Source organism: Paenibacillus tianjinensis (genome assembly GCF_017086365.1).
GTDB classification, from domain to species: domain Bacteria; phylum Bacillota; class Bacilli; order Paenibacillales; family Paenibacillaceae; genus Paenibacillus_AQ; species Paenibacillus_AQ tianjinensis.
In genome coordinates, this window is sequence record NZ_CP070969.1 from 2290354 (window position 1) to 2311671 (window position 21318).

At 50.5% G+C, this 21318-nt stretch carries 14 protein-coding genes; 11 read left to right on the top strand and 3 right to left on the bottom strand.

Annotated elements, in window-relative coordinates:
* The first annotated feature begins 21 nt into the window (after positions 1–21).
* Complete coding sequence (locus JRJ22_RS09970; protein WP_206104301.1) at positions 22–210, top strand: YqzE family protein; 189 nt, start codon at positions 22–24, stop codon at positions 208–210.
* A 120-nt stretch (positions 211–330) separates the two neighbouring features.
* Here the strand turns inward: JRJ22_RS09970 and JRJ22_RS09975 are convergent, their stop codons facing one another.
* From JRJ22_RS09975 to JRJ22_RS09985, 3 genes are all read right to left on the bottom strand, one after another.
* Positions 331–1401, bottom strand: a complete 1071-nt coding sequence (locus JRJ22_RS09975; protein WP_206104302.1) for a hypothetical protein — start codon at positions 1399–1401, stop codon at positions 331–333.
* A 156-nt stretch (positions 1402–1557) separates the two neighbouring features.
* Positions 1558–2607, bottom strand: coding sequence for a YqhG family protein (locus JRJ22_RS09980; protein ID WP_206104303.1), 1050 nt, complete (start codon positions 2605–2607; stop codon positions 1558–1560).
* Positions 2604–4349, bottom strand: a complete 1746-nt coding sequence (locus tag JRJ22_RS09985) for a DEAD/DEAH box helicase (RefSeq protein WP_206104304.1) — start codon at positions 4347–4349, stop codon at positions 2604–2606. The genes JRJ22_RS09980 and JRJ22_RS09985 overlap by 4 nt, the downstream gene beginning before the upstream one ends.
* 449 nt (positions 4350–4798) lie before the next feature.
* On the opposite strand from JRJ22_RS09985, the gene JRJ22_RS09990 reads away from it, so the two are divergent.
* From JRJ22_RS09990 to JRJ22_RS10035, 10 genes are all read left to right on the top strand, one after another.
* Positions 4799–7438: an adenosylcobalamin-dependent ribonucleoside-diphosphate reductase gene (locus JRJ22_RS09990; protein ID WP_206104305.1), complete on the top strand. Its 2640-nt coding sequence runs from the start codon at positions 4799–4801 to the stop codon at positions 7436–7438.
* Between the two features lie 238 nt (positions 7439–7676).
* Complete coding sequence (locus JRJ22_RS09995; RefSeq protein WP_206104306.1) at positions 7677–8645, top strand: LacI family DNA-binding transcriptional regulator; 969 nt, start codon at positions 7677–7679, stop codon at positions 8643–8645.
* A 126-nt stretch (positions 8646–8771) separates the two neighbouring features.
* Positions 8772–9740: an ABC transporter permease gene (locus JRJ22_RS10000; RefSeq protein ID WP_206104307.1), complete on the top strand. Its 969-nt coding sequence runs from the start codon at positions 8772–8774 to the stop codon at positions 9738–9740.
* A 12-nt stretch (positions 9741–9752) separates the two neighbouring features.
* Complete coding sequence (locus JRJ22_RS10005) at positions 9753–10649, top strand: carbohydrate ABC transporter permease (protein ID WP_206104308.1); 897 nt, start codon at positions 9753–9755, stop codon at positions 10647–10649.
* A 103-nt stretch (positions 10650–10752) separates the two neighbouring features.
* Positions 10753–12372, top strand: a complete 1620-nt coding sequence (locus JRJ22_RS10010) for an ABC transporter substrate-binding protein (protein WP_206104309.1) — start codon at positions 10753–10755, stop codon at positions 12370–12372.
* Between the two features lie 28 nt (positions 12373–12400).
* Positions 12401–14851 (top strand): PfkB family carbohydrate kinase, encoded by a 2451-nt coding sequence (locus tag JRJ22_RS10015; protein ID WP_206104310.1) that lies wholly within the window; start codon positions 12401–12403, stop codon positions 14849–14851.
* Positions 14848–17127: a GH32 C-terminal domain-containing protein gene (locus JRJ22_RS10020; RefSeq protein ID WP_206104311.1), complete on the top strand. Its 2280-nt coding sequence runs from the start codon at positions 14848–14850 to the stop codon at positions 17125–17127. The genes JRJ22_RS10015 and JRJ22_RS10020 overlap by 4 nt, the downstream gene beginning before the upstream one ends.
* Before the next feature lie 223 nt (positions 17128–17350).
* Positions 17351–18871 carry a spore germination protein gene (locus JRJ22_RS10025; protein WP_206104312.1) on the top strand — a complete coding sequence of 507 codons (1521 nt, stop codon included), beginning with the start codon at positions 17351–17353 and terminating at the stop codon, positions 18869–18871.
* A 24-nt stretch (positions 18872–18895) separates the two neighbouring features.
* Positions 18896–20155 carry a Ger(x)C family spore germination protein gene (locus JRJ22_RS10030; protein WP_206104313.1) on the top strand — a complete coding sequence of 420 codons (1260 nt, stop codon included), beginning with the start codon at positions 18896–18898 and terminating at the stop codon, positions 20153–20155.
* Entirely contained in the window at positions 20156–21253 is a 1098-nt protein-coding gene (locus JRJ22_RS10035) for a GerAB/ArcD/ProY family transporter (protein ID WP_206104314.1), read from the top strand.
* The last annotated feature ends 65 nt before the right edge of the window (positions 21254–21318 follow it).

A 21318-nucleotide genomic window follows, 5' to 3' on the forward strand; every position in this document is an offset into this window, starting at 1 on the left:
GAAGAATAAGGAGGTGGCGATATGGCTTCGAGCGGCGATGATCTGGTAAAGTATATTACCGAAAAAGTAGTGGTCTATATGGAGGACCCGCGGGCCAGCCGGGCGCGCAGAAAAGCCGAGAAACAGCCATGGGCGGAAAAATGGTTCGGAATGCTGCCGCTGGGACTGTCGATCTGGCGGAGCAAGTGGAGTGATGGCAGCCGCAAGTAGCGGTGCAGTGGAATAAGATAATTCCACTTGTTTTTGGTGAGTGTGCTGACATAACAAACAACCTTCCCGGCCGAATACACGGCCGGGAAGGTTGTTTGTTTTGATGGGGGTGCCTGGACATTACTTCAGCATGAAGTCAGCTGCCTGAACTATCGTGCCGGATGCAACATTCTGGGATTGCGGGAGCTTATGCAGCGTCCCGGTCTGCTGCAGCGCGGTAAGAGGAAGATAACGCCGTCCCTGCAAGCCGGAGGCGGCATATATAACTGCCTTTACATTATTGGGGCTCCCTTGAGCGGAGAGCTGCCAGCTCTGATAGCCAGTGATCATAAATGGTGCGCCTGTCGTATCATTTTTGCCGGCTGACTGAAAGGCCAGAGCGCCCCCTTTGCCTAACAGGACCGCGACATTGTCCCCGTTCACCAGTTTGAGCTTGGGACTGGCCAGCCACTGCAAATCGGCATACGGGTCATCCTGCCCGCCGCTCCGGAAAGCGCGCTGCGGAGTCCAGCTGTGCTCCACGCTGGTCACTGTGCCCGCTGCAGGAAGAGTTCCATTCAGGACGGAATCGGCCTTGCTGAGACTCCAAGGCAGAATTTCCAGGGTTAAGGCGTTAATATAGTAGGTTTGTTTATCGAGTGTTAATTTCCATACCGGCAGCATGGGAGCGTAGAGCGCTGTTAACTCGGTTTTACCTGAATAAGTTGAAGGTATAAGTTCTTCCTGCACCAGAAACTGGCGCAGCTCTGTCATACTGTAAGGGAGTCCGGAAGTTCCGGCACCGTATTCACTGAGTAAATATCCGCCGTCTTGCGTAGCAGAAACGATTAGATAACCTATGGGTTGTTCCCCGTTCTTCACATTGACCAGCCAGCTGTGTGTGCCCGGGCCGAGCGGGTAAAATTCGGTCTTGGCATTTTTCCACTCTGTAAATGGAGCGGCTGCAGACAGCCTGCTAATGGTGAGTGCAGTGAAATCCTGAAGGGATTGTGGAGATGGTAGTGCCTTCAGAGTAAGCCCGGGCTGAAGCTCAAGAGAAACCGCTTGTGAAACAGTGATGCGGCTGCCCTGAGCCTCCGTAGCAGATGGAAAACCGGAAGCGATGGGGAGCAGGGTTAGCCCCAGACACAGAATGAGAAGAAGACGGCCGCGCCGCCTGGACGCTGTCCTTGACCTTACGTTTGAGTTCATGAAAGTCAGTCACCTTTCTTTGTCCATATTCGTACGGGCTTGTCCTATACCCATTATTGTAGAGGACAAGCCCTGAAAAGGCTGTTGCTTGCTGTCGCGCTGCAGCTTTGGAATTTCGCTGTTTTTTTGCCTGCTTTTAGCGGACCTAGTCGCATTCTATGTGCTGCGCAGGTGAAACAGACCATAGGTTACGGCAGAAACTGCAATTTGCGGCTCATATTGCCAGGCTGTCTCTTTGCGGCGGCGGTTGTACTGCTCCTCTATGGCTTGCTTCTTCTCTTCATCCGGCTCCTTCAGAAGCTCCTCATAATAGATATCTACGATGCTCAGCTCCAGTCGTAGCCGTTCGCGGGCCTCCTCAGCCCAGGTATAGTCGAGCGCGGCCAGCTGTGAGGTCAGATAGCTCTCCAGTCTATCTGCTCCAGCGGCAACATTCATCTCATAAGGCTGGATATGAATGTTCTCCGGCAGACGTGGTGTCAGCTCCAGGGCGTTTAGTCTTGAACCGAAATCCTCGGCAATTTTCCCGGTAGCCAGCGATATGCCGATAAAATGCAGCTCTTCCCGCTTAAGATCACAGGTCATCTCCACCTTATAGCACACACCCAGCCAAGGCTCGTAAGCGGCCGAGAACAGAGTCGTCCGCTGTCTGCTGCCCGGGTCCTCGAACAACTGCAGACATTTACCTTCTTCCTTGGCCGCAGCCCAGATTTGCCGCAGCCGCTTGCTTCCGTAGATAACATCCTCGCGTCGGATCATTCCCGGGCCAATCCGCGGCAGTGCCGGGACAATGCCGAAGTACCGGGCAAGAATACTGTCCTGCGGATCGGTGGAGACGCTGGGAGGGGCTCCGCTTGCTGCTGCCGACGCGTTATCCGCCCCGGCTTCCATCTCTGTTCCGCCGGAAGTCAGAGCCGCACCGGCAGGACGGTTCAAGCCGCCGGGCGGGCGCGAGGGAGGCGGCGACTGTGCTGCGGCAGAGTCGTATTTCTCCGGGTCGAACACGAAGGTAAAAGACAAGGTCTCCGGGTCTACACCGGTGCGTTCAACAAAACCCCAATAGTAAGGCCGGTCGGTCAGCATCCGGTCTGCACGCGGCGAGAGCTTGACCGTTACATGCAGCGGCGATACTTCAATCAAGGAGCAATCGGTCGCTTCAAGATAATCCATAACATGCTTGCGTACCTCTAGTGGGGTAAGTGTCATGGCATAACCCCGCTTTCCTTCCGGGCTTCGTGGGACAGCTCGCTGAGCGATTCGCCGATATGGTCAAGACCGCTGCGCAGTTCTTCATCGCTTCTCGCTTCGAGCATGATCTTGTAGAGGCTCTTCTCCAGCGATTCCTTCTTTTCGAACCGCTCCAGAATTACATCGAGTCCGCCGATGACCATTTCGAACATGTTGATTTTTTCGTGGAGCAGGTGCAGGATATGCTCTTCAATCGTGCCTTCGGTGGACAGATTATAAATGACTACATCGTTTTGCTGGCCCAGCCGGTGAACCCGGCCGATCCGCTGCTCCACCCGCATCGGGTTCCACGGCAGATCAAAGTTAATCATATGGTGGCAGAATTGCAGGTTAATCCCTTCACCGCCGGCTTCCGTGGCAATCATCACCTGGGCCCGGCCGCGGAACAGATCCATCATCCAGTCTTTCTTACCGCGGTTCATGCCGCCGGAATAGGACACGCACTGCAGTCCGTGATCGCGGAAGTATTGCAGCAGATATTCCTGCGTGGCGCGGTATTCCGTGAAGACGATGACCTTTTCATTCATATCACGGATCAGCTCCATCGTTTTCTCCGCTTTCGTGTTCGTTTTGACAGTGCGGATGTTCTGCAGCAGGTCCATCATCCGTTCACGCTTCGGAGAATCGGCCGGCAGCTTCTTGATCAGATTGACCAGTGTAATGAATACGGCATCCCGGCTGCTGCATACCTCACGCTGAAGTGTCACCAGGGAGAGCATGCTGCTGAGGTTGCCGCCCGATTCCTGATATTGGTCTTTGACAAAAGCCGTTACTCCGTCATATAATGCCTTTTCCTCGGGTGAGAGCGTGAGCGGTATATTTTGGACTTTGCGCTTAGTGAAGGTGACCGGACCCTCGCCCCGACGGTTGCGGATCATGACCTTGGAGAGCTCGCCGCGCAGCTGGACTTCATTCTTCGGCTGGCGTTTATCCACAACAAAGTTGGCGGCAAAATCGCCCTGGTTCCCGAGCTGCCCCGGCTTCAGGAGGGTGATCAGATTGAACAGCTCGCCGAGGTCATTTTGTACGGGAGTTGCGGTGAGCAGAAGACAGTATTTTTTACGGAGCTGCTGCACAAACTGATAGTTGGTCGATTTTTTGTTCTTCAGCTTGTGCGCTTCATCGATAATGAGCATGTCGAATTCGGAGCTGAGCAGCAGCTCCTTATGGGGATCGCGCTTGGCGGTGTCCATGGAGGCCACCACAATGTCATTGCCCCAGGAGTAAGATTTTTTCTGTGCGACAGCCGTGATGCCGAATTTCGTATTCAGCTCCCGGACCCATTGCAGCACGAGTGAGGCGGGTACCAGAATCAGCACCTTGCTCACAAGGCCCCGCACCAGATATTCCTTGAGGACGAGTCCTGCTTCAATGGTCTTGCCCAAACCGACCTCATCTGCGAGAATTGCCCGGCCGGACATTTCAAACAGCACCTTATGGGCGGTATCGAGCTGATGGGGCAGCGGGGACAGGCCTGAAAGATGCTTCATGCACTGCAGTTCGTCGAAGCTGGTGACAAGACCGGATTGTTCACCCTGTACGGCGAGGCGGGATAATCTCCAGTCCCCCCAGGGTCCGCCCTTGTCCAGTTTCGATTCCAGATCATGCAGCCAGTTTCGCTCAAAAGACAGAGGGACGGGCAGCAGCGGGGCAGGTGTGCTTCCCTCTTGCGGCAAGGAATTGCGGGATAATTGCGTCATGTTGCAGCCTCCTCCGGCGCGGTTTTCATATAAGAAATGCGTAGAAGTAGTATGCGCGTAAAAGAGAGAATTCATAACTTGTAAGATGAACTTAAGAATGAAGCAATGCTAACATTCTTAAGTTCACGCTCTATATACAAAGTATTCTTGTAGAGCAGAGGTGCTGATTTTAGGGTCTTTTTTTCGTGCCGAATCTGATAAAAAAGCGAGAAAAAGTGAGAAAAAGGGGCTCAATGCTGATTTTTTGCGATAAGGCTTCCTTTTTCGAAAAAGAACTTCGATACAATATGTGGTATAGTTGAAAAGCTGGTTCACACAATATATTGTTACAAAAGCTTGAAATTATTGTTTACGGAGGGCTTTTGGCGGTTATTTGATATTGACAAGAGGACTCCACATTACTACATGCAGCGGAAGATTTACATATTACACACCGGGAGGTTTTTCTATTGAGTACAGTGGAACGCAAGCAGCGCCTTGAAGGGCTAAGTGAGAAAATATTTTTGGACCGTTATGCCTGGAAGGATGCCGACAGCAACAATGCCAAGGTTGGCGATGTTGTGCTGGTTCTAACCAAAGATGATCCCAAATTTCCGACAAAGGAAGTAGGGGAGATTGTCGAGCGCAACGGCCGGATCGTTACCGTCAAGACGCGCAGCGGGGAACTGGTGCAATCGGATGTAGAAAAGTTGACGCTTAATATAGAGAAGACTCCGGAAGAAATGTGGGACCGTCTGGCCGCTGCCATGGCTTCTGTAGAGAAAACACCTGAACTGCAGGAAGAATGGACAGGCCGGTTCCGTTCGATTCTGGATGACTGGAAGCTTGTACCGGGCGGACGGATTGCTGCAGGTGCAGGGGCAAGTGAAGAACTGACCCTGTTTAACTGTTATGTTGTGCCTTCGCCCAAAGACAGCCGCGGCGGCATCATGCAGACCCTTTCGGAAATGACCGAAATTATGGCCCGCGGCGGCGGTGTGGGGATCAACCTGTCCTCGCTGCGTCCGCGCCGTGCAATCGTAAGAGGCGTCAACGGCTCGTCGAGCGGTTCAGTATCCTGGGGCGGATTGTTCAGTTACACAACGGGACTTATTGAGCAGGGCGGCAGCCGCCGCGGCGCACTGATGCTGATGATCAATGACTGGCATCCGGATGTAGTTGATTTCATTACTGTGAAGCAGACGATGGGCCAGGTGACCAATGCCAACCTGTCGGTATGCGTGAGCAATGCCTTCATGAAGGCAGTCAAAGAGGATCTGGACTGGGAGCTCGTCTTCCCGGATACAACGGACCCTGACTACGATACAATCTGGGACGGGGATCTGGATAAATGGAAAGCGGACGGCCGTGCGGTTATTCCTTACCGTACCGTCAGAGCGCGTGATGTCTGGCATACGATTATTGAATCGGCCTGGAAATCGGCTGAGCCGGGTGTAGTGTTCATGGAATATTACAATCAAATGTCCAACAGCTGGTACTTCAACCCGATTATCTGCACGAATCCGTGCGGTGAGCAGGGTCTTCCGGGCTGGGGCGTATGCAATCTGTCTGCCGTTAACCTCTCCAAATTCTACGATCCGGAGAATCATGATGTGGATTGGGCAGATCTGGCAACAACGACCCGCTATTCTGTCCGTTTCCTGGATAACGTTATCGACAAGACGCCTTACCACTTCCCTGAGAATGAAGCGAACCAGAAGCTGGAACGCCGCGTAGGTCTGGGCACTATGGGTCTGGCCGAGCTGATGATCAAGCTGAACATCCGTTACGGCAGCCCGGAATCGCTTGAGTTCCTGGACAAGCTCTACGGCTTCATGGCCCGCGAAGCGTACCTGGCTTCGGCGGAAATCGCAGGCGAGAAGGGTTCCTTCCAGGCATTTGATGCCGAGAAATATCTGCAGAGCGGATTTATGCGAAATATTACCGAGGTCTATCCGGAAGTCGGCGAATCGATCCGCAAGCATGGCATGCGTAACGTTACCGTGATTACACAGGCGCCTACGGGCAGCACCGGCACAATGGTCGGCACTTCGACTGGTATCGAGCCGTACTTTGCCTTCAAATATTTCCGCCAGAGCCGTCTCGGCTACGACGAGCAGTTCGTACCGATTGCCCAGGAGTGGCTGGAAGCCCATCCGGGTGAAGAGCTGCCTGAGTACTTCGTGACTTCCATGGATTTGTCGGCAAAAGACCATATCCGGGCACAGGCAGCCATACAGCGCTGGGTGGACAGCTCCATCTCCAAAACAGCCAACTGCCCGTCCGACTTCACCGTCGAAGAGACAGCCGAGCTGTATGAAATGGCCTTTGATCTGGGCTGCAAAGGCGTAACGATCTACCGTGACGGCAGCCGCGATGTGCAGGTGCTGGAAACTTCGAAGAAGGAAGACAAGAAGGATGCACCAGCAGCAGAACCTGCTGCAGAAGAAGCAGCTCCAGTAGCAGCAGCACCTACAACTGTAGCAGCAAGCCCTGCACCACAAGCCAATGTGGTGGACAAACAATACAAGAAGCGCCCGCAGGTGCTGCGCGGCGCTACCTATAAGATCAACACGCCATTCGGTATGGCGTATATCACCATTAACGATCTGGACGGCATTCCGGCTGAAATCTTCCTGAATGTCGGCAAGGCCGGCTCCGACGTCTTCGCCATGGCGGAAGCCCTCGGCCGTGTCTGCTCGCTGTTCCTGCGTTACGGTGACCACGGCGAGAAGGTCGAGCTGCTGATCAAGCATCTCAAGGGCATCGGCGGGTCCGGCGCTATCGGCTTCGGTGCGAACCGCGTCGAGTCCATTGCCGACGCCGTAGCTAAAGCCCTGGAAACCCATGTGCTGAACAACGCACAGGATGACCACGTGGCAGCGCCAATCGCAGCCACCCTGGAGCTTGATTTCAATGAAGCGCTCAGCGCGGAGCTGAAATCAAGTAGTCCTGCTGCCGCTGCTACGAATGACGGTCATGGCGGCCATTCGGCGCACAGCCATTCGACCGCGTCCCGCGACCTCTGCCCATCCTGCGGCAGTGCCTCGCTGGTGAACATTGAAGGATGCAAGACCTGCAGCAACTGCGGGTATAGCCGTTGCGGTTGATATTAGGAACTTAAAATAAGTTCGTTCTCAAAAATTTCATAGCCTGTAAAACTGCGCAAACAGTCCCGGTGAGATTTTCATTCACCGGGACTGTTTGCGTTTTATCCAACCAAGGAAGGTAATCAAAGCAACTATAGTAGCTTTGATTATAAATTTTTGAAACGTTTCCAAATTAACTATTGAAACGTTTCCAATTTGGTGATAATATAATTTTCATAAGAGAGTTCGGGGGTGTTAAATGACAAGCATTAAAGATGTAGCCAACTTAGCCGGCGTTGCTGTAGGAACCGTGTCCAGAGTCATTAACAACTCTGGCGCCGTAAAACCAAAGACACGCAGAAAAGTAGAGGAAGCCATTCAAGAACTGAATTACTTTCCGAATGAAGTGGCCCGGAATTTCAAAATGCAGAAGTCCAAGATGGTAGCCTTGCTGCTCCCCAGTATCTGGAACCCCTTTTTTTCCGAGTTGGCTTATTACATCGAGGATGAATTGGACCGGGAAGGGTATAAGCTTATGCTATGCAACAGCGGCGGTAAGCCCGAGAAGGAACTGTATTATCTGGATATGCTCCGGCAAAATAAAGTGGCTGGTATTGTTGGCATAACCTACAATGATATCGAGAATAATGTAAGCAATGATATTCCGATTGTAAGCATTGATAGACACTTCAATAAGAAAATCACCTGCGTCACTTCGGATAATTTTGAGGGAGGCCGTCTTGCATTAAGGGAACTTGTGAAAGCGGGTGCCCGGAAGCCGGCTTTTATGGGGAGTGTCACTGCTGTATTTAGTGAAACCATGAACCGCAGAGAGGGCTTCATTCATGAGGCACAAGCTCTGGGAATCGAATATGTTATCTATGAGAAACCGGACCCCATAGTGGATGACGAGGCCTATTTCAATGAGTTTCTAAATAAGTATCACGATGTGGATGGCGTTTTTGCAATAACCGATATGTTGGCTGCCAACTATATTGAAAGAGCACGCCGCCAGGGTATACGTGTCCCGGAGGATGTTAAGGTCATCGGTTACGATGGCATTCAGGATAATCCTTATTTTCATCCTATACTATCCACGATCCGGCAGCCGGTGGAAGAGATGGCCCGCATGACCATCAGACTTCTCTATAACAAGATTGATGACATCCCTTTAGATAAGCAAGTGTATCGTATCCCTGTTATTTTTAAGCAGGGTGAAACGACATGATCCCTTTTGAACCGGAAAAACATCAGCTCATGAATATTTGAGAACCCAACTGAGGTTTTTCTTATCTAGAATTGGAAACGTTTCAATATTAATTGGAAACGTTTCAAAATGAATGAATACTTTTACATGAAAGGGAGTTTAAGAGTGAATTCAAGAACCAGCGGGGCGGATCATTCCATGATCAAACCAGGTCGTAAAAGATGGAGCCGGGTCAGACGCGACTATGAGCTATACCTGTTTTTACTGCCGATCATTATTCTTTACCTTGTATTTAAATATTATCCGATGTACGGGGTGCAGATCGCTTTTAAGGACTTTTCACCAAGTCAGGGGATCTGGGGAAGTGAATGGGTAGGCTTCCAGCACTTTGTAGATTTTTTTGATTCCTATAACTTCTGGACCATCATCACGAACACGCTCTCACTCAGTTTTCTTTCGTTATTATTTGGCTTCCCGGCTCCCATCATCATTGCAATCATGCTGAATCAGATGCTGGGCAAATCCTACAAGAAATTTGTACAGACCGTGATTTATGCGCCGCATTTTATTTCTACTGTTGTGCTTGTCGGCATGCTGAATGTTTTTTTGTCACCAAACAGCGGTATCGTTAATCACCTCATAACCTCGTTTGGAGGTCAGCCTATTCTTTTTATGGCCGATGAGGGCTGGTTCCGGCCTTTGTATATCTTGTCTGGGATATGGCAGGAAACAGGCTTTGCAACCATTATTTACCTCGCTGCTCTTGCCGGTGTCAACCCCGAGCTGCATGAAGCCGCCATTATGGATGGAGCGAGCAAATGGAAGCGTGTATGGTTTGTGGATATTCCAAGCATTTTGCCGACGATCGTTATTCTGCTGATTCTGGCACTCGGTAATATTATGAGCATTGGCTTCGAAAAAGCGTTCCTTATGCAGAGCGATTTGAATTATGCCACCTCCAATATTATTCCAACCTATGTGTATGAAATGGGGATTCAGAAGGCTCAATACAGCTTTTCTACGGCAGTTGGCCTATTCAACTCTTTCATCAATATTATCCTGATTTTCACCGTTAACCGTATTGCTAAAAAAATGACAGAAACCAGTCTGTGGTAAGGAGGAAACATTTTGAATCAATTATTGAAGCGGAAGAGCAGAGGAGACATGTGGTTTGACATTATCAACTATATTCTGCTCACCCTCATTATGCTGCTCGTATTGTACCCGTTGTACTTTGTATTGGTGGCCTCATTCAGCGATCCCAACAATATCTACTCAGGGGAAGTCTGGCTGTTTCCGAAAGGCTTTACGTTTGATGGCTATGAGCGGATTTTCAGTGACTCCTCTATATGGATCGGATACGCCAATTCAATTTTATATGCAACGCTGGGAACCTTAATTGGAGTAGCTGTGACTGTATTTGCGGCCTACCCGTTAGCCCGTAAAGACCTGGCCGGGAAGTCTATAATTATGTGGTTTTTGCTGGTCACTATGTTCTTCAGCGGAGGGCTGATTCCAACCTATTTGCTGATCAAGGACCTTCACATGCTGAATACGATGTGGGCACTTGTCATCCCGGGAGCAGGCGGCGTATTTAACGTGATAATCGTGAGGACATTTTTTCAGTCATCCATACCGGATGAAATGTGGGAAGCGGCATCCATAGACGGATGTTCCAACACCAGATTCTTTTGGAGTTTCGTTCTGCCTTTATCCAAGTCCATTCTGGCTGTAATGGTGCTGTATCATGTGGTCGGCTTCTGGAACGGTTTCTTCGACGCTTTGATCTACCTGAACGATGAGAGCAAATACCCGCTGCAACTGGTGCTTCGCAACATCCTTGTCCAGAATCAGGTCAACTCCGGCATGATGATCGATGTGGAATCCTATGCAGCGAAGATGCGCGTTACGGAGCTGATCAAATACGGTGTCATCATGGTATCGAGTCTGCCGCTGCTCATCTTATATCCTTTCCTGCAGAAGTACTTTGTGAAAGGTGTAATGATCGGCTCAATCAAGGGGTGAATCTGGCACGGTCTTGAAAGGAGGTGATGTACAAAATATCAATGCTTAGGAAGAAACATCTGATTTGCGCTTATGGAACGAAATAAGGGGAGGTTATGTACTAATGAAATCTTTATTCAAAGGTGCTGGAATCGTAATGCTGGCTGGAGCGTTTGCGGTAAGCGGATGTTCGGGCAATGGCAACGGGGCAAATAACCAGTCTGGCAATCAGAAAGCGGATTTTAATCAAACCGGTCTTCCGATTGTTAAAGACGCAGTGACTCTAAGAATGGTATCCCCGAAGGCTGCCTTGGCACCGGAATTCTCGGAGATGGAGATTTTCAAACGGCTGGAGAAAGATACGAACGTAAAAATTAACTGGGAAAATATCCCTGACACCGATTATGCAGAAAAGAAAAATCTGTTGCTTGCGAGCGGTGATTTGCCCGATGCCTTTTATGCGGCTGGATTCACTGATTACGAGTTAATTAATTATGGCAAGGACGGAACTATTATTCCGCTGGAGGATTTAATCGATCAATATGCGCCTAATTTGAAAGCGCTTCTTGACCGCCGTCCTGATATCAAATCCTCAATCACAGCACCGGATGGACACATCTACGGGCTGCCATCCTTTGAAGAGAATAATCTGGGGACCAATCCCTTCTTCCATGTCATTAATAAAAGCTGGCTGGATAAGCTGGGGCTGAAGGTACCGCAAACACTGGATGAATATACGGAAGCTCTACTGGCGTTTAAAACTCAGGATCCGAATGGCAACGGGAAGCAGGATGAGATCCCGCTAAGCTTCATGCACATGCAGTGGTGTATGGATATTGCCGGACTATTCGGGGCTTTCGGCCTGCCAGATAATCTGGAGCACCGGGTCGTCCGTGACGGGAAGGTTATTTTTACCGCGACTCAGCCTGAATATAAGGAAGCTCTGAATTATTTCCATGAAAAATGGTACAAAACGGGTCTAATTGATCCGGAATCCTTCACCCAGGACGCAGCACAGTATCTGGCCAAGGGTAAAACAACCGATGAGACGCTGGGATCTTTCGTCTGGTGGGAAATCGAAGAAGTTGTCGGAACCGAGCGTGCCAAGGATTATGTTCTGTTGTCTCCGCTCAAAGGACCGAATGGGGATCAAACGATTGGACGTGCCAATGGCGGCGGCCCGGGACGCGGATCTTTTGTGATTACCAAAGAGAACAGCAACCCTGAAATCACCATGCGCTGGGTCGACCAGCAGTTTGAACCTTACATGGCTGCCCAAATCCACTGGGGCCCGCTGGACATCGTGTACAAGAAGGATGAAAACGGAAAACTGGTGAATCTGCCGCTTCCTGAGGGAACCTCAGCAGGTGAATTCCGTCAAAAGGTTGCTCCGGGATCGGGTGCACCGGGTGTCATTACCTTCGATGACTTCGGAAAAGTTGTAGATATGGAGCCACGGGCCCAGCAGCGTGCCAAGGATTTGGAGCAATACTACAATCCCTATATGGAGAAGGAAAACTATCCGAATATCTTCTTTGAACCAGAGGAATTGGATAAAATCAACAAAATTGAACCTGAACTGATTAAATATGTAAATACCCAAAGAGGAAGATTCATTGTGGATGGCGGTACCGATGCGGAATGGGACAGCTATCTGAAGACACTGGATAAAATGGGCCTGAAGGAACTTATGGAAATCTATCAAACCGGCCTGGATCGTTATAATGCAAATCTGAAAAAATAATTAAATAGATGATAGGTGGGGAGAAACTGTGCTTGATGTTATCGCTATAGGAGAAGTGTTGATAGACTTTACTCCGGCAGGCCGTTCGGCAGGGGGTAACGAGCAGTTTGAATGCAATCCGGGAGGGGCTCCGGCTAACGTAGCTGCTGCCCTATCGCGGTTGGGTGCCAAATCTGCACTCATTAGCAAGGTCGGGGAGGATCAGTTCGGTTCCTTGCTGCACAATACCCTGCTAGGCAGCGGTGTGGATGTGTCAGAGGTTTCTTATACGAAGGAAGCGAGTACAACGCTGGCCTTTGTTCATCTGGATGATATAGGAGACCGTTCGTTCAGCTTCTTCCGGAAGCCGGGAGCAGATACCTTCTTACAATCGGAGGATGTCCCGCTTGAGCGGATCGAAAGCTGCAAGGCTCTTCATTTTGGCTCATTGTCCATGACCCATGAACCCGCCCGTACGGCAACCAAGACAGCAGTGCTTAAGGCTAAGGAATCAGGAGTTTTGCTCTCATTCGATCCTAATATCCGGTTTGCGTTATGGAAGAACAGGGAGGAAGCCAGAGAGAATATTTTTTGGGGCATGAATTATGCCGATATTCTGAAAATATCAGAAGAAGAGCTTTCTTTTATCACTGGGACCAGCGATGTTGAAAAAGGCTCACTAGAGCTGCAGCAGCAATTCGATATCAAGTTGATTGTCGTCACTTTGGCAGATAAAGGCTGCTATTACCGTTTGGCTGGTCAGGATGGGTATGTGCCGGGGTTTAAGGTTAAGGCGATCGACACGACAGGAGCCGGTGATGCTTTTCTGGGCTGCCTGTTATATAAAATTCTCGAAAACGGAAGTTCTTTGCACGAACTAACCAGCCAGCAAATGATTAGTATGCTGACTTTTGCCAATGCCGGCGGAGCGTTAGTAACCACACGGAAGGGGGCTCTTGGGTCCATGCCGACGACAGATGAGATTACCCGGATGATAGAGTCCAATCAACAGAATAATGACGATCGTTTCAGACCGGGGTTTCATTTCTCACCCCCCGCTAACTGGGCTAATGATCCAAACGGATTAGTCTATTATGAGGGAAGCTATCATCTCTTCTATCAATATCATCCATATAGCAATAAGTGGGGTCCTATGCACTGGGGCCATGCTATAAGTAAAGACCTGGTTCAGTGGCAGCATGAGCCTATTGCTTTGTTCCCGGATGAGCATGGAGCTATTTTTTCCGGCTGCTGTGTAGTGGACTGGAAGAATAGCAGCGGATTGTTCGTAGATTCCCATGGACTCGTCGCGATTTTTACCCATGCCGATACCCATCCGGTAACCGGCCAGCCGCGGCAGCGGCAGAGCTTGGCGTACAGCAGCGATAAGGGACAGACTTGGCACAAGTATGACGGGAATCCTGTACTCGCCGAGGATGATCTGATCGACTTCCGGGATCCGAAGGTGTTCTGGCATCCGCAAAGCGAGCGATGGATTATGGCAATTGTTGCGGGAGACCACGCACGGTTCTATGCATCTCCCAATTTGCTTGAATGGACGCTGACCGGTGAATTCGGTAAAGGAGAAGGGTCCCACGACGGTGTGTGGGAATGCCCGGATCTGTTTGAGCTGCCGGTGGATAACACCGGGCGTACCAAATGGGTACTCATTATTAGCATTGGAGACAATCCGAACTGTCCGGAAGGATCACGAACGCAATATTTTATCGGGGAGTTCGACGGAAATACGTTTGTGAATGACAATCCGGCCGATCATATCCTGTGGCTGGATCATGGCAGAGATAACTATGCGGGGGTTACCTGGTCGGATGTCCCTCAGGAGGATGGACGCCGGATATTGATCGGATGGATGAGCAACTGGAAATATGCCAACGAGACCCCTACTGGTTCCTGGAGAGGTGCCATGACGCTTCCTCGCGTATTGTCACTGGCCAGCAAAGACGGAAATGTAGTTCTGATTCAAGCACCTGTCCGGGAAGTCGAGCAGCTGCGCAAGGAATTCATGAGCTGGAGTGGAATCACAGTTACTCCGGCAGCCCCTTTTATACAGAAAATGAATGAAGATCTGCTGGAAATCGAAGCGGATATCGATCTCCGCTCCGGTAGTGAATTTCATATTAGGCTGAAATCCTCCGGACTGAGTGAGATTGTTATCGGATACGACCCTGCTAAGGAGTGGCTGTTCATCGACCGTTCCAATTCAGGGGTGACGGATTTCCACCCTTCATTTGCAAGCAAGCACGGTGCCAAAATGGTTTCGAAGAATGGAAAGATCAAGCTGCAGATCTGGGTGGACCGCAATGCGGTGGAAGTGTACGCAGATCATGGAATGGTTGTATTGACAGATCAAATTTTCCTTGATGCTCCAATGGATAGAGTTGAAGTAAGTACACAATCTGGAGAAGCTGTATTGGATTCGCTTCAGATTCATACGCTTGAACCGATCCATATTCTAGGTGGAGGGAGGAATGAGGCATGAGCCGTATGAACGGCGACCAAGGATTAATGATGCATTGGGCCTTTGATGAAGGCAGCGGAGTAAGCACCCTGGAGAGCGTATCCCAGGTCCGGGACGAGATACAGTCCGTATTCAATCAAGCAGCGTTTACCGAATGGTCCGGTCCGCAGTGGAGACAGGGAGTCTCGGGAAGCGGACTTCTGTTCGACGGTTATTCTACCGCGATCGTCCATCCGGTCCATGAAGAAGAGACGGGAGGCGGGCATAACCCCCTATCGGCTCTTAGTATCGGGGTATGGGTAGCTCCGCGCTCCTACGACTTAGGCCATGAAGGCAAGCTGACTGCTATAGTGAACCGCCACAATATGAAGCGCAAGCAGGGTTATCTGCTTGGCCTGTTCCGGCACGGCTCCTGGTCCTTCCAGGTCGGGTTGGAAGGAGGAGAGTGGAAGGAGCTATGGTCACCGGATGGTTATGAACTGCCCAAGAACGAATGGTCATACGTTAATGCTGTGTTCGATGGCAACGGGGGCGAACTCAAGCTGTATTTGAACGGCAGTGAGATTGCTTCAACTGACTTGCCCCGCGGTTCCAGTATTGCAGAGGCATCGGGCACGGAGCTGCTCATCGGCAAGAATAATCACAGCAGCCTGCTGGCTGGAGTCTTTAGCCTTCAGATGTTCAGCGGAATCCTCGATGAGCTGAAGATTTATAACCGGGCCTTAAGTGCAGAGGAAGTGGCTGCTTCTTACTGGCAGGTGCTGGATTCCGGACATGGAGGTGCCCGGCCGCAAGTGCCATATGAGGAGATCAGGCTGGACCGGACACCACTGCTGTCGGACCGGCATAGACCGCAGTATCATGTCAGCCCGCCTGCTCATTGGATGAACGAACCTCATGCGCCGGTTTATTTTGACGGGCAATATCATCTGTTCTATCAGCATAATCCGTTGGGTCCGTTCTTTTATCATATTCATTGGGGACATTGGGTGAGTAAGGATCTGGTCCACTGGCGTGATCTCCCCGTAGCCCTGGCACCGGATAAAGATCAGCTGGCACCCGACGGAATCTGGTCGGGAAGCGCGACTTATGATGCAGACGGACTGCCTGTCCTGTTCTTTACGGCGGGAAATGACAGTGCTTCTCCGAATCAGAGTGTTGCGCTTGCCCGGAGCACTTATGCTCAGGATGGAGACCCGGATCTGGTGCAATGGATTAAACATCCGGAGCCGCTCATCGTACAAAAGAAGGGAATGGGCGCATTCGGAGATTTCCGCGATCCCTTCGTATGGAAGGATGAAGACGGCTGGTATGCACTGGTCGGTTCGGGGATTGAAGGCGGTGGCGGAGCCGCATTGGCATTTGAATCACAGGATATGCTGAATTGGACGTACAAAGGGTCATTCTTTGAAGCGGATATTCAGCAGTTCCCTTATCTTGGGCCGATATGGGAGCTACCTGTATTTCTTCCCCTTGGCAGTGACAAGCAAGGTGTGAGCAAGTATCTCCTGCTGGTCAGTCCTGTAGGAAAAGGCGCCGATGTCGAGGTGTACTATTGGATCGGACAGCTGGACAAGCACAATCTGTCCTTCCTCCCGGATCAGGAGGAACCTCAATTGATTGATGTAGGTGATTTCCATTTTACCGGTCCTAGCGGCATGGTGGATCCGAAGACGGGCAGAAATATCATCTTTACAATCGCGCAGGGTGACCGCACATCCGAGCTGGAATACCAAGCGGGCTGGGCCCATAACGGCGGCTTGCCGTTAAGCGTGTATTTGCGGGAGGATGGACGGCTGGGCATCGAGCCGGTTCAGGAGCTGCAATCGCTGCGCGGCGAGAAGCGGTTATCGTTCCGGGACAAGTCATTGGCCGAAGCAAATGATCTCCTCAAGGCTGTTCAGGGTGATATGCTTGAGATTCAATTAGAACTGGAGCGGGGCAGTGCCCGGCAGCTCGGAATCAAGGTCCGCTGCACACCGGATGGAGAAGAAGAGACGCTGCTGTATTATGATTTTAATGAAGCCATGCTCCTGGTTGACCGGACGAAAACGACACTGCATCCGGGAGAAAGGTGCAGAGGGGTCCAAGGCGGTAAGCTGGAGCTTCCGGGAGAGAATCTGAAGCTTCACATCTATTTGGACCGCTCCATGGTCGAAGCCTATGCCAACGGATTAAAAAGCCTGACGACCCGTGTGTATCCGAGCCGGAAGGATGCCTTGGGGCTGGAGATCTGGGGAGACGGAGAGCCGCTTATTAAATCTATGGAAATATGGAACATGCAGTCCATTTGGTAACAGAAGCGCTATGGCGCTTCTTGCCATTTGGTTCTGAGAAAAAATCCTACAAATCATTTACACCCCTCTGATTGAAAGCGCTTTAATTGATTTCTCTCCTTTCCTAACTGTCCCGTTGCAGAGAACTCTGCAAACGGGGCAGCTTTAGTTTTAAATCAGGAATAGTTTAGAACGATGCATAATTCCCTCTTTTACAGCAAATACCATCATGGGGGGATGCCGCATGGAACAGCAAACAACCACAACCAGTAACCAAGGATTACCAGAAATGCTGTATCCGGATCTAGCGTATAACGTAGAGAGAATGCAGCTGGAGTTCTTGAATTGTTCAGATATTTTGTACCGGAATTGTAGCATCGGGGGACTTAACCGGGCGACACTTATTTATGTGGATGGGATGTGCGATGTCCAGGCAGTGGATGAATTTGTACTGCAGCCGTTAATTGAGCATTTCCGCAGAAGCTCTATGGTGGATGAAGGCAGAGAGGTTGAACTGAAAGGGATTTTTATTCCGACGCTGAAAATTCGCATTGTATACGAAACGAAGGAAGTCATCAAAGCAGTCTTACGCGGTGAAACAGCAATATTAACGGAGGGCAATGCTTTTGCGATGATAGCCGACCTGATCAAGATGGAGAAACGTGCGATTGAGGAACCCACCTCGGAGAAGGTTGTCCGCGGTCCGAGGGATGCGTTCATGGAGACACTTCGGACGAATACCTCCCTACTCCGGCGGCGTCTCCGTTCCTCCCAGCTGAAGCTGGAGAGCATGACACTCGGCAATGTCACTGAAACGGATATTGTGATCGGCTACATGGAGGGTATTGTAAAGGAAAGTCTGGTTAAAGAAGTGAGAGCCCGTCTGCAGAAAATCCAAATCGACGGAATTATTCATTCCAGCAATATCGAAGAATTTATTGAGGATAATGTGTTCTCGCCTTTTCCGCAGATTCAGAATACAGAGCGGCCCGATGTAGCAGTCTCCAGTCTGCTTGAAGGCAAGGTAATTATTATCACGGATAATACACCGTTTGTCCTTATTGTACCGATGACCTACTGGTCCGGCCTTCAGGCTGCAGACGATTATACAGACAGGTATATTTACGCTACCTTTGTGCGCTGGATCAGGTATACCTTTGTGCACACTTCATTGCTGCTTCCCTCCCTGTATGTGGCATTGACGACCTACCATCTGCAGGTTATTCCAACACCGCTTGTAGTCAGTATTGCATCAGCACGGGAGGGGGTTCCTCTGCCGGCAGTTATTGAGGCTCTAATTATGGAGTTTATTTTTGAGGGACTGCGCGAAGCCGGGCTCAGGCTGCCACAGCAGGTTGGTCCTGCGGTCAGTATTGCCGGAGCACTTGTTATTGGACAAGCGGTAGTTGCTGCCGGAATTATATCCACCCCTATGGTTATTATCGTTTCTTTGACGGGAATCGCCTCCTTTGCTTTTCCGCTGTATAACCTCGGAACTGCCTACCGGATGCTCAGATTCCCTTTACTGGTCGCTGCCGGAGTACTTGGATTTTACGGGATCGTTTTATTTCTCATCGCGCTTTCGGTGCATATGGTGACGCTGAAGCCCTTTGGCGTGCCTTACATGGCACCTTATGCACCCATGGCACCCGGCAATCTGAACGATGTGCTTGTACGTGCACCCAAACCAAGGATGCGCAGGCTGCTGCCTTGGCTGGCCAAGAGCAAGGGCAAGTCCGAACGCTTCCCCAAACGTACCAAATAACAGGCAGGAAAGGGATATGGGCGTATGTTCAGGAAAGTAATCGTGATCTCCGTCGCCATGTCGCTTATTCTCACCGGATGTTGGGACCGTCAAGAGTTGAACGACCAGGCTATTATCCTGGGCTGGGGCATGGATCTGATGGAGGATGGAGAGTACTTGGCGACAGCCAACCTGGTGCTTCCGCTTGCTTCCAAATCGGGAGGGCAGCAAGGCGGGGAACAGGGGGGCCGTTCCGGGTTCATGACGGAGAGTGCTTACGGCAAAAATAACAGGGATGCTGAACAGAATATGCAAAGAAAGTTATCGCGGGTGCTTTTCCCGGGGCACCGGCGGAACATCTTTATCGGGGAGAAGCTGGCGGAGCAGGGTGTTTTTTCTATCCTGGACGAGTATGGCAGAAGTCCGATGGTCCGCCCGAGGGCGAATATTTTTGTCGTCAGGAAGGGGACTGCGCAGGAGGCGATGAGTCTGGCTTACCAGTTGGAGACCAATCCGGCGATTGCTGTGCAGAAAATTCAAGAGAAGAGCGGGGCGCCGATAAGCCGGTCACTGCTGGATTTTTTCATCTCGGCCAACGGCACCGGTTGTGGGATAATGCCTGCGCTCACCATTCTGCAGCCGGAAGTAAACATCGGCAAAAAGAGCAAGAATGACAGCCCGCCGCAAACGACTCTCGGGATATACGGTGCGGCTGTATTTAACAGTCAGCTGAAGCTGGCAGGATACCTGAAATATGATGAATACTGGGTCAGACTATGGATTGCAAACAAGCTGGCATTACGGAGTTTTACTACCATTATCAATTCGGTCGATGCGGATAAACCAGGCGGAGCAGCATCGGATGCCCTATCCGGAGCAAGTCGGGGGAAGACTGTAAGTGTAAGTGTGGATACCTTCAAAAGCCAAATTACACCCATTTTTAGAGGCGATCAGCCAAGCTTCCGGATTCAGCTGGAGGGCAAGGGATTTATTGAAGAAAATAACTCCCCGCTGAATCTCTCTAAACCGGCAAATGTAAAGAAAGTAGAAGCCCGGATGAACCAATATCTTGAAGAGAAGATCAGAAGAGTCGTCACGAAAGTGCAAAAGGACTTCAAATGCGATATCTTTGGACTCGGAGATACGATTCACCGCCGCCATCCTTACCGTTGGAAGAAGCTTGCTGCTGACTGGGAGACGATATTTCCGGACATGGAGCTGGACATCACCGTCAAGCTAAATCTGACCGGAACGGGGCTTACAGGAGAATCCCTGCTCCCTACGAGAGAAGGCGGTGAGAAGTAGTTGAAGATCAATAACCGGCAGCTGTTCTGGATGATCTTGATGCTGGAGATCGGAATCAACCTGCTGATCACGATGACAGCAACGATTCAGAGTGCCAAGCAGGATTCCTGGATCTCCTATATTCTGGCTGGAGTCATGGGGCTGGTCATTACTTATGTTGCCGCCAAGCTCAGCTCTCGGTATCCCCGGCAGACCTTGATAGAGTATAGTGCGGCGATTCTGGGAAAATGGGCCGGTAAGCTGATAGTCATCCCTTTTTTCCTTCAGTGGTTCTGGGTGATGAGTCTGATTCTGCGTGACGAATTCTTATTCATCCGCTTGAATGTCCTCTATAAGACACCTGCCTGGGTAATCATCGGGACCATGATTGGCGTCGTTTTCTATACCGTGTACCATGGAGGGATTGAAGCCATCGGCAGGGTCAGTGAGCTATGGGGACCCATCCTGATGGTTATTCTTGTGCTCACTTTTGGTTTAACCGCCAATAATCTCAACTGGCCAATGCTCCTGCCTGTATATGCAGATACAGGGTTCGGGCCGATTGTGGAAGGAGCGCTTGCACCGGTGTCACTGCTGGGCGAAGCTGTCCTGCTCATGATGCTGTTCCCCTTTGTGGAGCATCCCGGAAAAGAAACACGAAAGGCGCTGCTCCTGGCAGTAGCCTTCTCCGCGGTACTGCTGCTGCTTGGCGTTCTGTGGGTCATTATGACCTTCGGTCCGGAAGTAAGCGGACGGCTGCAATTTCCTTTTTTTGAGATGGTTAAGCTGGTCTATCTGATGGAGTTTATTCAGAATATGGATATTTTTGTGATGGCTGTGTGGCTGGTTTCTATCTTTGTTAAACTGTCCATCGTCATGTTCATTACCAGCTATGGAGCCGCACAGTGGACCGGAAAGACCCGCAGTTGGAAAAAAGTCCTCTGGGGCGTGGCTCCGTTAACGTTCATCCTCACGATGCTGGTGATTACATTAAATCCTCCAGCCGGACTTCTGTTAAAAAGTGTCTGGATCAGATACGTGCTGCCGGTGAATATGGTTGCGATTCCGTTGCTTCTCCTGGTAGTATCTTCTATAAGAAAGAGAGTGAAGCGACAGTAATAAAATTAGCTTTCACTGAAAGTTTAACTAAACGGGCTCTATGATTTAACATCGCTTTAACATGC